The 14312-nt window shown below is 70.8% G+C and carries 15 protein-coding genes; 7 read left to right on the plus strand and 8 right to left on the minus strand.

The annotated features are described in order from the left end of the window. Positions 1–79 precede the first annotated feature (79 nt). Positions 80–1312, plus strand: a complete 1233-nt coding sequence (locus ABFJ78_RS36355; protein WP_436391858.1) for an MFS transporter — start codon at positions 80–82, stop codon at positions 1310–1312. On the opposite strand, the gene ABFJ78_RS36360 is transcribed toward ABFJ78_RS36355, so the two are convergent. Continuing rightward, positions 1290–1742: a MaoC family dehydratase gene (locus ABFJ78_RS36360; RefSeq protein WP_436391860.1), complete on the minus strand. Its 453-nt coding sequence runs from the start codon at positions 1740–1742 to the stop codon at positions 1290–1292. The two genes, ABFJ78_RS36355 and ABFJ78_RS36360, sit on opposite strands and share 23 nt — an antisense overlap. Positions 1743–1798: 56 nt before the next feature. Between ABFJ78_RS36360 and ABFJ78_RS36365 the strand changes: the two genes are divergently transcribed. After that, positions 1799–2476 (plus strand): ArsR/SmtB family transcription factor, encoded by a 678-nt coding sequence (locus ABFJ78_RS36365; RefSeq protein ID WP_436391861.1) that lies wholly within the window; start codon positions 1799–1801, stop codon positions 2474–2476. Between the two features lie 34 nt (positions 2477–2510). Here the strand turns inward: ABFJ78_RS36365 and ABFJ78_RS36370 are convergent, their stop codons facing one another. The 3 genes from ABFJ78_RS36370 to ABFJ78_RS36380 are packed head-to-tail and all read right to left on the minus strand — an operon-like array spanning position 2511 to position 5211. Then, positions 2511–2774, minus strand: a complete 264-nt coding sequence (locus ABFJ78_RS36370; RefSeq protein WP_436391862.1) for a hypothetical protein — start codon at positions 2772–2774, stop codon at positions 2511–2513. Between the two features lie 59 nt (positions 2775–2833). Continuing rightward, entirely contained in the window at positions 2834–4216 is a 1383-nt protein-coding gene (locus tag ABFJ78_RS36375) for an amidase (RefSeq protein WP_436391864.1), read from the minus strand. Beyond that, on the minus strand, positions 4213–5211 hold the full coding sequence (locus ABFJ78_RS36380) for a D-2-hydroxyacid dehydrogenase (protein WP_436391866.1): 999 nt from the start codon (positions 5209–5211) through the stop codon (positions 4213–4215). Before ABFJ78_RS36380 ends, ABFJ78_RS36375 begins: the two co-directional genes overlap by 4 nt. A 104-nt stretch (positions 5212–5315) precedes the next feature. Between ABFJ78_RS36380 and ABFJ78_RS36385 the strand changes: the two genes are divergently transcribed. The 3 genes from ABFJ78_RS36385 to ABFJ78_RS36395 are packed head-to-tail and all read left to right on the plus strand — an operon-like array spanning position 5316 to position 7584. Beyond that, entirely contained in the window at positions 5316–6056 is a 741-nt protein-coding gene (locus ABFJ78_RS36385; protein WP_086670377.1) for a maleate cis-trans isomerase family protein, read from the plus strand. Between the two features lie 60 nt (positions 6057–6116). Continuing rightward, positions 6117–6863: a maleate cis-trans isomerase family protein gene (locus ABFJ78_RS36390; RefSeq protein ID WP_436391868.1), complete on the plus strand. Its 747-nt coding sequence runs from the start codon at positions 6117–6119 to the stop codon at positions 6861–6863. Between the two features lies 1 nt (position 6864). Then, positions 6865–7584, plus strand: coding sequence for a GntR family transcriptional regulator (locus ABFJ78_RS36395; protein WP_436391870.1), 720 nt, complete (start codon positions 6865–6867; stop codon positions 7582–7584). 250 nt (positions 7585–7834) lie between these two features. On the opposite strand, the gene ABFJ78_RS36400 is transcribed toward ABFJ78_RS36395, so the two are convergent. From ABFJ78_RS36400 to ABFJ78_RS36410, 3 genes are read right to left on the minus strand one after another with little or no spacing between them, the layout of a single operon-like run. After that, on the minus strand, positions 7835–8299 hold the full coding sequence (locus ABFJ78_RS36400) for a DUF4262 domain-containing protein (protein ID WP_436391872.1): 465 nt from the start codon (positions 8297–8299) through the stop codon (positions 7835–7837). A 60-nt stretch (positions 8300–8359) separates the two neighbouring features. Beyond that, complete coding sequence (locus tag ABFJ78_RS36405) at positions 8360–9418, minus strand: tartrate dehydrogenase (RefSeq protein ID WP_436391873.1); 1059 nt, start codon at positions 9416–9418, stop codon at positions 8360–8362. Next, positions 9415–10878, minus strand: a complete 1464-nt coding sequence (locus ABFJ78_RS36410; protein WP_436391875.1) for an NAD-dependent succinate-semialdehyde dehydrogenase — start codon at positions 10876–10878, stop codon at positions 9415–9417. The genes ABFJ78_RS36405 and ABFJ78_RS36410 overlap by 4 nt, the downstream gene beginning before the upstream one ends. Before the next feature lie 92 nt (positions 10879–10970). Between ABFJ78_RS36410 and ABFJ78_RS36415 the strand changes: the two genes are divergently transcribed. Together ABFJ78_RS36415 and ABFJ78_RS36420 are read left to right on the plus strand one after the other, a co-directional pair. Beyond that, a complete protein-coding gene (locus ABFJ78_RS36415) occupies positions 10971–12227 on the plus strand; it encodes an aspartate aminotransferase family protein (RefSeq protein ID WP_436391877.1) in 1257 nt (418 codons plus the stop codon). Positions 12228–12229: 2 nt separating this feature from the next. After that, the gene (locus ABFJ78_RS36420) at positions 12230–12727 is read left to right on the plus strand and encodes a DUF3830 family protein (RefSeq protein WP_436391879.1); all 498 of its coding nucleotides are present in this window, start codon (positions 12230–12232) and stop codon (positions 12725–12727) included. A gap of 538 nt (positions 12728–13265) precedes the next feature. Here the strand turns inward: ABFJ78_RS36420 and ABFJ78_RS36425 are convergent. Continuing rightward, positions 13266–14222, minus strand: a complete 957-nt coding sequence (locus ABFJ78_RS36425; protein WP_436391881.1) for an aldo/keto reductase — start codon at positions 14220–14222, stop codon at positions 13266–13268. Between the last annotated feature and the right edge of the window lie 90 nt (positions 14223–14312).

The raw sequence follows: 14312 nt of genomic DNA on the forward strand, positions 1-14312 counted from the left end.
GGAACTCGCGTTCTGGACGCACCTTCTTCGCCGAAGCCGCTCCCCTCTCGATCGCCCCCACCTCTCCGGAGCCGCTGCCATGACCTCCCTGCTTCTCGCCCCGCTTCGCGAACCCCGGTTCCGCGCGCTCGTCACCGGGCGGACCTTCGCCGACTTCGCCAACGCCGTTGCTCCCTTCGCGCTGGCCTTCGCCGTCGTCGATCTGACCGGTTCGGCCGTGGACCTCGGGATCGTCGTCGGGGCACGGTCGATCGCCAACGTGCTGCTCGTGCTCTTCGGCGGGATGCTCGCCGACCGGTTGCCGCGGTCGGTAATCCTGCAGGGCACCGAGACCGCCGCCGCGCTCACCCAGGCCGCCATTGCCGCCAGCGTCCTCTGTGGATTCGCCTCGGTCCCGCTGCTGGTCGGGCTCAGCCTGGTCAACGGCGCCGTCTCGGCCATCTCGCTGCCCGCCGCCGCGTCGCTCACGCCGTTGACCGTGCCCGCACCGCTGCTCGCCCAGGCGAACGCGCTGGTCCGGCTGCTCTCCAACGCCGGCCGGATCGCCGGCGCGGGCCTCGCCGGCGTCCTCGTCGCCTTCACCGGCTCCGGGTGGGCGCTCGCCGGGAACGCCGTCCTGTTCCTCGCGGCCGCCGTCTCCTACCGCCGCATCCACCTGCCGCGCGGCGAACGGATCCCCGGCAGCCGCCCGCTCGCCGAGCTCGCCGAGGGCTGGCGGGAGTTCCGCGCGCGGTCGTGGGTGTGGCTGGTGGTCCTGCAGTTCATGATCGTCAACGCCGTGAACGCGGGCGCTCTGCTGGTGATCGGGCCGCTGGTCGCCGACGACACGTTCGGCCGCACCGGCTGGGGCCTCGCGCTGGCGGTCCAGACCGCCGGGTCGCTCCTCGGCGGCGTCCTCGCCGCGCGTTGGCAACCCCGGCGGATGCTGTTGATCGGCGTCGCGCTCGTCATGGTCGACGCCCTGCCGATGCTCGCGCTCGGCCAGACGCCGTACCTGCTGCCGCTGCTGTTCGCGATGTTCCTCTCGGGCGTCGCGATCGAACAGTTCGCGGTGGCGTGGGACGTCTCGCTGCAGGAGAACGTGCCGCCGGAGAAGCTCGCCCGCGTCTACTCCTACGACATGCTGGGCTCGTTCATCGCGATGCCGCTCGGCCAGATCGCCGCGGGCCCGCTGGCCGAGCACGCCGGCCGGTCGGCGACGCTGCTCGGCGCCGCGGCGCTGGTCGTCGGCGCGACCGCGGTCGTCCTGGTCAACCCGCAGATCCGCGGGCTGGTCCGCCGCGCGCCGGTCAGCCCGGGCGCACCAGGATGAGATTCAGCAGGCTCGCGCTGAAGACGACGTCGTTCCCGCCGTCGACGAGTTCGACGCGCGTGCGCACCAGCCCTCGATCCGGCTTCGACCGCGAAAGGCGGGCCTCGGCGACGGTGGCCCGCAGCCGGAGCACCGAGCCCGGCCGCACCGGCCGCGGCCAGCGAAGCTCGTCGACACCCGGACTGCCCAGGCTGGACACCTCGGACAGGTAGTGGTCGGCGTAGAGCCGCATCATCAGGCTCGCGGTGTGCCAGCCGCTGGCGATCAGCCCGCCGAAGGGCCCGCCCGCCGCGGCGACGGCGTCGACGTGGAAGCTCTGCGGATCGTAGCGGCGGGCGAAGTCGAGGATGTCGGCCTCGGTCACCTCGACGCTGCCGCAGTCGTGGGTGACGCCGGGCACGTAGTCCTCGAAGTAGCGATCGCTGGTCATGGGCGCAGGGTGCCACAGAAACGCTTCGATCCGGAGCGAACGGTTAGGCTCCCGGCATGCTCGCCGAGCCCGACATCGCCGTGGTCGCGCAGGCGATCGGCGAACCGGCCCGGGCGGCGATGCTCCTGCAGCTGATGGACGGCAACGCGCATTCCGCGCGGGCACTGGCCACGGCCGCCGGCGTCGCACCCTCCACGGCGAGCACCCACTTGCGCCGGCTGTGCGACGCGGGCTTGGTGATCGCGACCGACGCGGGCCGCCAACGGTTGCACCGCCTCGCGGGACCGGAGGTCGCCCAGCTCGTGGAAGCACTGGCGGCGCTCACTCCGCCTCGCCTGCCGTCCCGGCTCCAGCCCGACCCGCCGTCGGGGCCGTTGCTGCCGGCCCGGGCGTGCTACGGGCACCTGGCCGGACAGCTGGGGATCGACCTGGCGGCGCTGCTGCGGAAGGACGGCGTGGTCGACGAGCTGGCCCCCGGCGAGACCGGCGTGGTGCGCACCTTCGACCACCCGCTGCTGGCGGCGCTCGGGATCACGGGACTACGCGGCTCCGGACCACCGGTTCGCGCGTGCCTCGACTGGTCGCACGGAACCGTTCACTTCGCGGGTGGCTTGGGAACCACGTTGCTGACGGCGTTGCTCGAGGACGGGTGGCTGCGTCGCCGCCCCGGCGGACGCGCGTTGCGCGCGACGGAAGCCGGGCGCCGAAAACTCACCGAGTGCGGCATCGGCTGAAGGGACGCGACCACCGGCGCGACCCATCCGGGAATCACGGTTCAGCGGCTCGCGCGGGTTCCGGCGTGAGGTCGCGGTGCCCCTCCAGGCGCCACCAGCTCTCCAGCGTTTCCCGCAGCACCTTCAGCAGTTCGCCGCCGGTCTCCAGGGGGACCAGCGCCGCTTTGCCGTCGTCCACCCGGAGGGCCGCCGTCAGCCGGTCGCCCTGGTCGATCAGGCCCACCACCACCCGGATCGGCTCGCCCGCCGGGTCGACGGTCGGGATGACGCGCTCGTACCGCCAGCCTTCAGCGTTCACCCGGCCGACAGTGGCACAGCCTTCGCCGCCCCGGCACGGGTTTTCACCCTCACGTGTGGTCAGGCCGGCGCCCAGGGCCGGACTTCCTCCAGGAGCTTCGCCACCGCCAGCACGAGGTCGTCCGAATGCCGCGGCCCGACGATCTGCAGACCGACCGGCAAGCCCGCCGAAGTGCGGCCGGCCGGGACGCTGATCGCCGGCTGCTGGGTCATGTTGAACGGGTACGTGAACGGCGTCCACTCCGGCCACTCGCTCAGCCCGCTGCCCGGCGGCACGTCGTGTCCCGCTTCGAACGCCGGGATCGGGACGGTCGGCGTGATCAGCACGTCGTACCGCGTGTGGAACTCGCCCATCAGGATGCCCAGCGCGGCGCGCTCGGCGGTCGCGTCGAGGTAGTCGCTCGCGCTCCACTTCTCGCCGAGCTCCCAGACCTTGCGCAGGCCGGGGTCCGTCCGCTCCGCGGACCCCGGCGGGAACGTGTCGAGCAGCTTCGCCGCGCCCGACGACCACAGGATGTCGAACGCCGGCTTCGGGTCGGCGAACCCGGGGTCTGTCTCCTCGATGTGCAGGCCCGCGTCACCCAGCGCGCGCACTGCCGCGGCGACGATCTCGGCCACCTCCGGGTCGACGTCGACGTACCCGAGCGTCGGCGAGAACGCCGCGATCAGGCCGCGCACGTCCCGCCGGACGGCCTCGCGGAACGACGCCACCGGCGGCGCCAGCGCGGCCGGGTCGCGATGGTCGGGCAGCGACAGGACGTCCAGCAGCAGCGCGGTGTCGTCCACCGATCGCGCCATCGGGCCGGCGTGCGAGAGCGGGCCGAACGGGCTCGCCGGGAAGAGCGGGATGCGGCCGTGCGTCGGCTTCATCCCGACGATCCCGCAGAACGACGCCGGGATCCGCACCGAGCCGCCGCCGTCGGTGCCGACGGACAGCTCGCCCATCCCCGCCGCGACGGCCGCGGCGCTGCCGCCGCTCGACCCACCCGCCGTCTTCGACGGGTCGGCGGGGTTGCGCGTGATGCCGCACAGCGGGCTGTCGGTGACGCCCTTCCACGCGATCTCGGGCGTGGTCGTCTTGCCGAGCAGGACCAGCCCGGCCTCGCGCATCCGCGCGGCGACCGGACTGTCGACGTCCCACGGCTGGTCCGGGCTGATGCTCTTCGAGCCCCGGACGGTCGGCCACCCCTGGGTCAGGAACATGTCCTTGATCGAGGACGGCACGCCGTCGAGCCAGCCGATCGGGTTGCCGTCGCGCCAGCGGACCTCCGACGCCTTGGCCTGCTCCAGCGCGCGGTCGGCGTCGACGAGGCAGTACGCGTTGCAGTCGCCGTCGCGGGCTTCGATGGCCTGCAGCGCGTTCTGCGTCGCCTCGATCGGTGACAGCTCACCGGTCGCGTAGGCGGCGACGAGCTCGCTGGCGGTCAGCATCCTGTCGTTCATCCGGCTCCCTGGTTCCCCGACGGCACGTAGCCGAGCGTCTTGTCGACGACATTGCGCAGCGGCTCCCCAGCCCGCCAGCGGCGGAAGTTTTCGGTGAACACCTCGACGAGCGTGTTCCGCCAGCCGACGAAGTCGCCGGACATGTGCGGCGAGACCAGCACGTCCGGCATGCTCCACAGCGGACTGTCCGGCGGCAGCGGCTCGGTGTCGAACACGTCGAGCGCGGCGCCGGCGATGGTCTTGCTTTCGAGCGCCGCGACCAGGTCGGACGTGACGACCAGCTCGCCGCGGCCGACGTTCACGAACCGCGCCGACGGTTTCATCGCGGCGAACGCGCGCGCGTCGAACATGCCCTTGGTGTGCTCGGTCAGCGGCGCGACGGCGACGACGTAGTCGGCGTGCGGCAGGAACTCCGCGAGCCGCGAGGACTCGTGCACGACGCCGAAGTCGGGATCGCCCGTACGCTCGCGACGCCCGGCGCCGCGCACCCGCATCCCGGCCGCGCGCAGCAGCCGCGCGATGGCCCGGCCGATCGGCCCGGTGCCGACGACCACCACCTCGCGCCCGGCGATCCGCTCGCTCTCGCGGTGCAGCCAGCGACCCTCGCGCTGCAGGTCGTGCGACCGCGCGAAGTCCTTCGCGAAGGCCAGGACGACGCCCAGCACGTACTCCGCGATGGCGTCGTCGAAGACGCCCCGCGAGTTGGTCAGGACGACGTCGCTCTCCACCAGGCCAGGGAACAGCACCGGGTCGACGCCCGCGCTCGCGATGTGCAGCCAGCGCAGACGGCCGGCCGCGTGCCAGGCGCCGGGCACGGCCGTGGAGAGGAAGTCGTAGACGAAGAGCGCGTCGGCTCCGGACAGCGCTTCGGCCAGGCCGGCCGCGTCCGTGTAACGCACGACCGCCCCGGATTCGACAGCACGCATGTCCGGTGGGCGGTGCTCGCCACAGAGCACTGCCAGGACCGGAGCTTCCTGGTTTTCCGAGGCGATCACGTTGACACGGTAAAAGCGGCTCGTATGATTGTCAACAATCCGAGGAACGACCCCCGGAGCACCGGACGTGTCATCAAGTGCAGACGTATTCCGGAGGCTGAGCCTTGGATTTCGACTTCCTGGCGTTCGACGGCCCGCTGGCGCAACGCGGCATCGGGGTGATCGCGCCCTTCGACCTCGCGCTGGAGCGCGAGCTCTGGCGCTGGGTGCCGATGGAGGTGTCCCTCCACCTCGCCCGCACGCCCTACGAGCCGGTGCCGGTCAGCATGGAGATGGCCCGCCTCGTCAGCGACAGCCACCACCTGGCCAGCGCGACCCGCGACGTGCTGCACGTCGAGCCCGAGGTCGTCGCCTACCTCTGCACGTCGGGCAGCTTCGTCAACGGCGTCGACTACGAGCGTTCGCTGACCAAGGCGATCTGCGACGCCGGCGCGCCGGACGCCGTCACCACCTCGGGCGCGCTGGCCGAGGTGCTGCACCAGCTCGACCTCCACCGCGTCTCGGTGCTGACGCCGTACGACGCCGACCTGACCCGCGCCCTGCACGACTTCCTCGCCGAGCTGAACGTCGAGACCGTCGCCAGCGACCACCTCGGCCTGGGCGGCGGCATCTGGAAGGTCAGCTACCGCACCATCGCCGAGCGCATCCTCGCCGCCGACCACGGCGAAGCCGAAGCGATCTTCGTCAGCTGCACCAACCTCCCCACGTACGACCTGATCGAGCCGCTGGAAGCCGCGCTCGGCAAGCCGGTGCTGACGGCCAACCAGCTGACCATGTGGGCGTGCCTGCGCCGGATGAACCTCCCCATCGTCGGACCTGGGAAGTGGCTTCGTGACGTGTCGTGAAGGTTTTCCTTGACCAGCCCTCTAGGATTGTCGACAATTTGCGTCCCTCCCGGAGGATCCGTGACCACCATCGGTTTCATCTACCCCGACCACGCGGCCGAAGACGACTACCCGCTGGCCGAGCAGCTGCTCGGCGGCGCGGCCGCCGACGAGGGCGACATCCGGCTCGCGGTCGAGCACATCTACGGCACCGACAAGCACGCGGTCGCCGAGCTGCTCGACCTCGGCAGCGAGAGCAGACTCGCCGACGGTGCCGCCCTGCTCAAGAAGCACGAGCCGGACGCGGTCGTCTGGGCCTGCACCAGCGGCAGCTTCGTCTACGGCTGGGACGGCGCGCGGGACCAGGCCGACCGCCTCGCCGCCGTCGCCGGGGTCCCGGCCTCCAGCACCTCCTTCGCGTTCGTGCACGCCGCGCGCGCCCTGGACGTCAAGCGGGTCGCCGTCGCCGCCAGCTACCCGGACGACATCGCCCGGCTGTTCGTGGACTTCCTCAAGGCCGGCGGGGTCGAGGTCGTCGCGATGGCCAGCGCCGACATCATCACCGCCGCCGAAGTCGGCGCCATGCCACCGGAGGCCGTCGTCGAACTCGCCGTGCGCCACGACCACCCGGACGCCGACGCCGTCCTCGTGCCGGACACCGCCATGCGCACCCTCGGCGAAATCAACGCCATCGAAGCCGCGCTGAAGAAGCCCGTGCTGACCGCCAACCAGGTCACGGTGTGGGAGGGCTTGCGCCTGACCGGGCAGCACCGGCTCGTCCGCTCGCTCGGCGCGCTCTTCCGGCACCTGCCGGGCGGGAGCGCCTGACATGGCCCTCCCGCCCGGCATGCTGCCCGAGATCGAGCCGGTCAGCCGCGAGTCGACGGCCGCAGTGATCGCACGTCAACTGCGCGACGCGATCATGACCGGTGCCCTCCCGCCCGGGACCCAGCTCGGCGAGACCGAGCTGGCGTCCCGGTTCCAGGTGTCGCGGGGGCCGCTCCGGGAGGCGATGCAGCATCTGGTTTCCGAAGGCCTCCTCCGCAGTGAGCGGCACCGCGGGCTGTTCGTCATCGACCTCGAGCCCGGCGATGTCTACGACATCTACGCCGCTCGTTCGGCCATCGAACGCGCCGCCATGCTCCGCGCCCTGCGCGGTGGGGACCGCGACCGGATCGCCGACGTCCTCGAGCACACCGTCGCGGCAATGGCCACCGCAGCAAGCGAAGACGACCCGAACGCGCTTTCCACCGCGGACCTCAGGTTCCACGAGGCCCTCATCAACGCTTCCGGCAGCAAGCGGCTCGTCCGGATGGCCCGGACCCTCCTCATCGAGACGCGGATGTGCCTCACCGCGCTGCAGAGCACCTACCAGCGGGTCGAGGAACGCGTGGAGGAACACACGAAGCTCATCCAGGCGCTTCGCGACGGGGACGAGGAAACGGCGCTGAGCCTTCTCGAGGCGCACATGGAGGACGCCGTCCAGCGGCTCGCTCCCGGGACCAGCCTCCGGGACGGGCACGCCCCGCCGGTACCGGGCAACGCGTGAGCGAAGCTCCGGCAGCCGTGACTTGAGGGCCCACGCACGTGCCCGGTAAACGGGCGCGTGCAACCGCCGCCGGGGTGGCACGGGCACTTCGACGGTAGGTTCGGGTTCGGGCTGGGGCTCCGGATCGGGCGGCAGCTCAGGCTCGGGGTCAGGCTCTCGTTCCCGTTCCCAGTAGTCGGGCGGCAGGCGCACGTGGACGGCCCGCCCGGGCGGCGGCGGGAAGCAGTTGGACGGCGGAGAGCACCCGCAGCTAAGCGCCATGGCGCACCCCCAGGACCGGCTGGCCGCCGCGGCCGTCGCGGAAGTCCGGCGACCACGGCCAGCGGCCGCACGCGTCCGGGTAGACCAGTTGCAGCGCGCGGATTTCCGGACCGTACAGGTCGGCCGCGAACACCAGGTGCCCCGACGGCTCCGCCAGCGCGACCACCTCGAGCAGCGTGCCGTCCGGCAGCGGGACGCGTTCGCCCGCGGCGGGTGGTGAGCTGTCCAGGACACGCGCGGCGGAGTCGTTGAGCAGCCTGGCGGCCGACTCGACGGGCAGGCCCGTCACGACCAGTTCGGGCAGGTCGTACCCGCTCAGGCCGATCGTGTAGGCCCATGGCGGGTACGACCCGTCGCTCTCGACTCCTTGCACCATCCAGCCGCGCTTCGCGACGCCGTCGCGAAGCTGTTGCAGGTAACCGGATCTGTCCGGGTTCTGGCAGGCAAAGCACATCGGTGGCTCCTCCCCCTCGGTGGGTGTGCGACCACCGTGCCGGAGGGCACCGACAAAAACTCAGCCCAGCGCTTCGGCCACTGCCGTGCCGAGGCGTTCTGTGGTATCCGTGCCGCCGAGGTCGGGGGTGCGCACCCGGCCCTCGTCGAGCACTCGGTCCACGGCGGTCCGGATCGCTTGCGCGGCAACGGTTTCGCCGAGGTGCTCGACCAGCATGGCAGCCGCCAGGATCTGGGCCACGGGGTTCGCGATCCCCTGTCCCGCGATGTCCGGAGCGCTCCCGTGGACCGCCTCGAACATCGACGGATGTTCACCCGATGGGTTGATGTTGCCGGACGGCGCCATGCCGAGCCCGCCGGTGATCGCGGCCGCGAGATCGCTCAGGATGTCGCCGAAGAGGTTCGACCCCACGATGACGTCGAGCCGGTCCGGCGCCTGGACCATCCGCGCCGCCAACGCATCCACGTGCATCTGTTCACTGTGGACGTCCGGATACTCGGCCGCGACCTCGGCGAAGATCTCGTCCCAGAACGGCATCGAGTGGATGAGCCCGTTGGACTTCGTCGCCGAGCAGACGCGCGAAGTCCGCGTCCGCGCCAGTTCGAAGGCGTACCGGATGATCCGTTCGACGCCGACACGCGTGAAAACCGATTCCTGCAGCACGAATTCGTCCGGCCGCCCGGCGTTGTGCCGGCCGCCGATCGCGGAGTACTCCCCTTCGGAGTTCTCGCGGACGATGACCAGCTCCAGCTCCTCGGCCTTCCGCCCGGCCAGCACGGACGTCGTGCCCGGCAGCAGCCGCACCGGGCGCAGGTTGACGTACTGCTGGAACGCGCGCCGCAGCGGGATCAGCAGGCCCCACAGGGAAACGTGGTCCGGGACGCCGGGGAAGCCGACCGCGCCGAGCAGGATCCCGTCGAACGCCGAGAGCTGCGCGACACCGTCGTCCGGCATCATCGACCCGAGCTGGGCGTAGCGCTCGCAGCTCCAGTCGAACTCCGTCCACTCCAGCGAGAAATCGAACAGTGCGGACGCCCGGTCGAGGACCTTGCGGGCCTCGACCGTGACGTCCACGCCGATGCCGTCGCCGGGGATGCTCGCGATGCGGTAGGCCGTCACAGGGCCACCGCGATGTACTTGGTCTCGAGGAACTCGTCGATGCCGACCGAGCCGCCCTCACGGCCGAGGCCGGACGCCTTGATCCCGCCGAACGGCGCCGCCGGGTTCGACACGATGCCCTGGTTGAGCCCGATCATCCCGGCCTCCAAAGCTTCGGAGACCCGCAGCGCGCGCTTGAGATCGCTGGTGAAGACGTAGGAAACGAGGCCGAACTCGGTGTCGTTGGCCTTCGCGACCGCTTCTTCCTCGGTGTCGAACGGCGTGATCGGCGCGACCGGCCCGAAGATCTCTTCGTGCGTCAGCCGCGCTTCCTGCGGGACGTCGGTGAGGACGGTGGCCTGGTAGAAGTGGCCCGGACCGTCAACGCCGGAGCCGCCGGTGAGCACCTTCGCGCCGCGGTCGGTGGCGTCCTTGACCAGCTCCGTCACCTTGTCGACGGCCTTGTCGTCGATCAGCGGGCCGACCACCACGTCCTTCTCCGTGCCGCGGCCCATCGGCAGCGCCTCCATGCGCTCGGTCAGCCGCCGCGAGAACTCCTCGACGACGCCGCGCTGCACGTAGAACCGGTTCGCCGCGGTGCACGCCTCACCGATGTTGCGCATCTTCGCCTGCATCGCGCCGTCGATCGCCGCGTCCATGTCGGCGTCGTCGAAGACCAGGAACGGCGCGTTGCCGCCCAGCTCCATCGACGTCCGGAGGATCTTGTCCGCGCACTGTTCGAGGAGCTTCCGGCCGACGCCGGTGGAGCCGGTGAAGGAGAGCTTGCGGGCGCGGCCGTCGCGGATCAGCGGCTCCATCACGCCACCGGAGTCGCTGGTCGTGATCACGTTCAGCACGCCTTCGGGCAGCCCGGCTTCGGCGAGGATGCCGGCCAGCGCGAGCATCGACAACGGCGTCTGCGCGGCGGGCTTGATCACCGACGTGCAGCCCGCGGCGATCGCCGGGCCGATCTTGCGGGTGCCCATCGCCATCGGGAAGTTCCACGGCGTGATCAGCAGCGTCGGGCCGACCGGCTGCTTGGTGATGAGGAACCGGCCCGCGCCGTTCGGGGCGGTCGCGTAGCCGCCGTCGATGCGGACGGCCTCCTCGGCGAACCAGCGGAAGAACTCGGCGGCGTAGGCGATCTCGCCCTTCGACTCCGCGAGCGGCTTGCCCATCTCGAGCGTCATGAGCAGGGCCAGCTCTTCCTGGCGCTTCATCAGCAGCTCGTACGCCCGGCGCAGGATCTCGCCGCGTTCGCGCGGTGCCATCTTCGCGAAGTCCGCCTGCGCGGCGACGGCGGCGTCCAGCGCGGCGACGCCGTCCGCCGGCGACGCGTCGGCGACCTGGCACAGCTCCTTGCCCGTCGCCGGGTCGACCACCGGGAACGTCTTCCCGGACTCCGCAGCGACCCACTTGCCGCCGATGAACAGTTCCTTGCCGACCGCGTCGACGACGCCGGACTCGGTGCTCGCGCTCATCCCGACTGCTCCTCACGTGTTGTCCCGAGGGCCATGCTATGGATATTGTCAACAATCGACAACCCGCTCAACCGACCTAGGAGCACGCTGCCATGGCCCAGCTATCTCCGCTGCTCAAGCAGGCAACGCCCGTCGTGGTCGACCACGGTGAAGGGGTTTACCTCTACGACGTCGACGGCAAACGCCACCTCGACTTCACCGCCGGCATCGGCGTCACGAGCACCGGGCACTGCCATCCGCACGTCGTGCGCGCGGCGCAGGAGCAGATCGGCAAGCTCGTCCACGGGCAGTACACGACGGTGATGCACCAGCCGCTGCTGGAGCTGACGAAGCGGCTCGGCGACGTCCTGCCGAGCGGGCTCGACTCGCTCTTCTACGCGAACTCGGGCAGCGAAGCCGTCGAAGCGGCGTTGCGGCTTTCGCGGCAGGCGACGAAGCGCCCGAACGTCATCGTCATGCAGGGCGGCTTCCACGGCCGGACCGTCGCGGCGGCGTCGATGACGACGTCGGGGACGCGGTTCAGCGCCGGCATCGGGCCGCTGATGGCGGGCGTGCACGTCGCGCCGTTCCCCTACGCCTACCACTACGGGTGGGACGAGCAGACCGCGACGAAGTTCGCGCTGCGCGAGCTGGACTTCCTGTTCCAGACGGTCAGCGCCCCGAACGAGACCGCCGCGATCTTCGTCGAGCCGGTGCTCGGCGAGGGCGGGTACGTCCCGGCGAACACCGAGTTCATGGCGGGCCTGCGCGAACGCGCCGACCGGCACGGCATCCTGCTCGTCGTCGACGAGATCCAGACGGGCTTCGGCCGCACCGGCAAGTTCTGGGGCCACGACCACTTCGACGTCTCCCCCGACATCGTGCTCATCGCGAAGGGCCTGGCGAGCGGCTTCCCGCTGTCCGGCATCGCCGCTTCGCAGGAGCTGATGGCGAAGGCGCTCCCGGGCTCGCAGGGCGGCACATACGGCGGTAACGCCGTCTCATGCGCGGCGGCGATCGCGACGCTCGAAGTCATCCAGCAGGAGAACTTGGTCGAAAACGCCGCCGAGCGCGGCCGCCAGCTGCTCGAGGGCGCGCGGGTGATCGCGGACAAGACGCCGGCGATCGGCGAGGTGCGCGGGCTCGGGCTGCTGGTCGGCTCGGAGTTCACCACCTCCGACGGCGAGCCGGACGCCGCGACGGCCGCGGCCGCGCAGCAGACGGCCGCGAAGAACGGCCTGCTGCTGCTCACCTGCGGGCCGTACATGAACGTCGTCCGGATGGTGCCGCCGCTGGTCGTCAACGCCGAACAGGTCGACGACGCGCTGCGCATCTGGGGCGAAGTCGTCGCGTCGGTCACGGGGAGCTGAGCATGGCCAGGTACATCACGATCACCCTCGACAAGCGCGGGGTCTCCTGCCGCGCGCGGCTGCTCGACGACGAAGCCCCGCGGACGTGCAAGGCGGTGTGGGACGCGTTGCCGCAGAGCGGCTCGGCCTACCACGCGAAGTACGCGCGCAACGAGGTCTACACGCTCGTGCCGCCCTTCGCGGAGCCGAAGCCCGGCCGCGAGAACCCGACGATCACGCCGATCCCCGGCGACGTCGTGTACTTCGGGTTCGAGGCCTGGGAGATCGGCAACCCCGCGTACGGCTACGACGACGAGAGCGAGGCGCACAGCGACCAGGGCGCGACCGACCTCGCGATCTTCTACGGGCGCAACAACCTGCTGATCAACGGGGACGCGGGCTGGGTGCCCGGCAACGTGTTCGCCACGATCGAGGAGGGCCTCTCCGAGATGGCGGCGGCCGCGCAGGACCTCTGGCTGCGGGGTGTCGAGGGCGAGACGCTCACGTTCGCGCGAGCCTGATTCCCTTTCCTCCCAAGGGGACGCCGGGTGCGGTGACCGCACCCGGCGTCCCTTTTCGCTGCCTGCGGCCACTCGAAAGGGTGATCGTTAGGAAATCACCTTTCGTGGCCGGTGATCACCGGATCGAGCTACGCGCGTACCCGGGATGCCGGATCAAGGTCAGCATTACCGACAGTGATGATCGGCCCGCTTACTACCCAGAGTGGCTGACCGCCGAACCGGGCACCCCGGCGTCAAACACGAAGGGATTACGTGTTTAGCATGGGAAGATTCCGCCGCGCCGCGGTCTCTCGAAAACGGCTCTTTGACAGCTCGCCAGCACGGTGAAAACCTGACTCCGCTTTCGCGAGAGCATCTCCAGGGAAACCATTTCGAGTCATCAAGGAGCCATTCCATGCAGACGTTCGCCCAGCACGCCCACTACTGCCACGACATCATCACCGGCGCGCTGGCCCACCTGGCACATGTTCTCGGCTGGCTCGTCTGAGCCTGACCGGAGCTCGACGCCCGGCCGCGGGAAACCGCGGCCGGGCCGCTTTCACGCCAGCTCGGACAATCGCGTGAAATCGTCGTCGGAAAGCGCGATGTCGGCCGCGCCGCAGTTTTCTTCGAGGTGCGCTAGCGACGATGTGCCGGGAATGGGGATCGCGACCGGCGAGCGCCGCAGCAACCAGGCGAGGGACACCTGAGCGGGGGTCGCGCCGAGGCCGGCCGCGACCTTTCCGAGCACNCCGCAGTTTTCTTCGAGGTGCGCTAGCGACGATGTGCCGGGAATGGGGATCGCGACCGGCGAGCGCCGCAGCAACCAGGCGAGGGACACCTGAGCGGGGGTCGCGCCGAGGCCGGCCGCGACCTTTCCGAGCACCCCGCCCGCCGTCGCGTGGTCACCGCGCGCGATCGGCAGCCACGGGACGAACGCGATCCCTTCGCGCGCGCAGTAGCCGAGAACGTCCTCCGACGCGCGGTCCGTCAAGTTGTAGCGGTTCTGCACGCTCGCGATGGGCGCGATCGCCCGTGCTTCGGCCAGCTGCGCGACGCTGACCTCCGACAACCCGATCCGCGCGATCTTGCCTTCGTCCCGCAGCCGGGCGAGCGCGCCGACCTGGTCGGCGATGGGGACCTGCGGATCGAGCCGGTGCAGCTGCAGCAGGTCGAGCCGTTCGACGCGCAGGCGCCGCAGCGAGAGTTCCGCCTGCTGCCGCAAGTATTCGGGCCGGCCGAGCGGCACCCACTCGCCCCGGCTCGGGCGCGCGTGGCCGCACTTCGTCGCGATGAACAGTCCCTCGTACGGGTGCAGCGCGTCGGCCAGCAGTTCCTCGTTCAGCCCCAGATCGTAGGCGTCGGCGGTGTCGAAGAACGTCACGCCGAACTCGGCCGCACGGCGGGCCACCGCGGCGGCGCCGTCCCGGACGTGGTCCCACTCGGTGAGCCGCATCGCGCCGAAACCCAGCCGCCGCACGGAAACGCCGTCTTCGAAGGTGTACGTCGATGTCATGTCGCGAAGCTTCGCCCGCCACGGAGTCACCCACCAGAGATTTAGTCTGAGCTAAATCCTGCCCAGTAACCGGGTGGTCACGCATTTCAT

The sequence above is a fragment of the Amycolatopsis sp. MEPSY49 genome (assembly GCF_051337345.1).
Taxonomy (GTDB): Bacteria; Actinomycetota; Actinomycetes; order Mycobacteriales; family Pseudonocardiaceae; genus Amycolatopsis.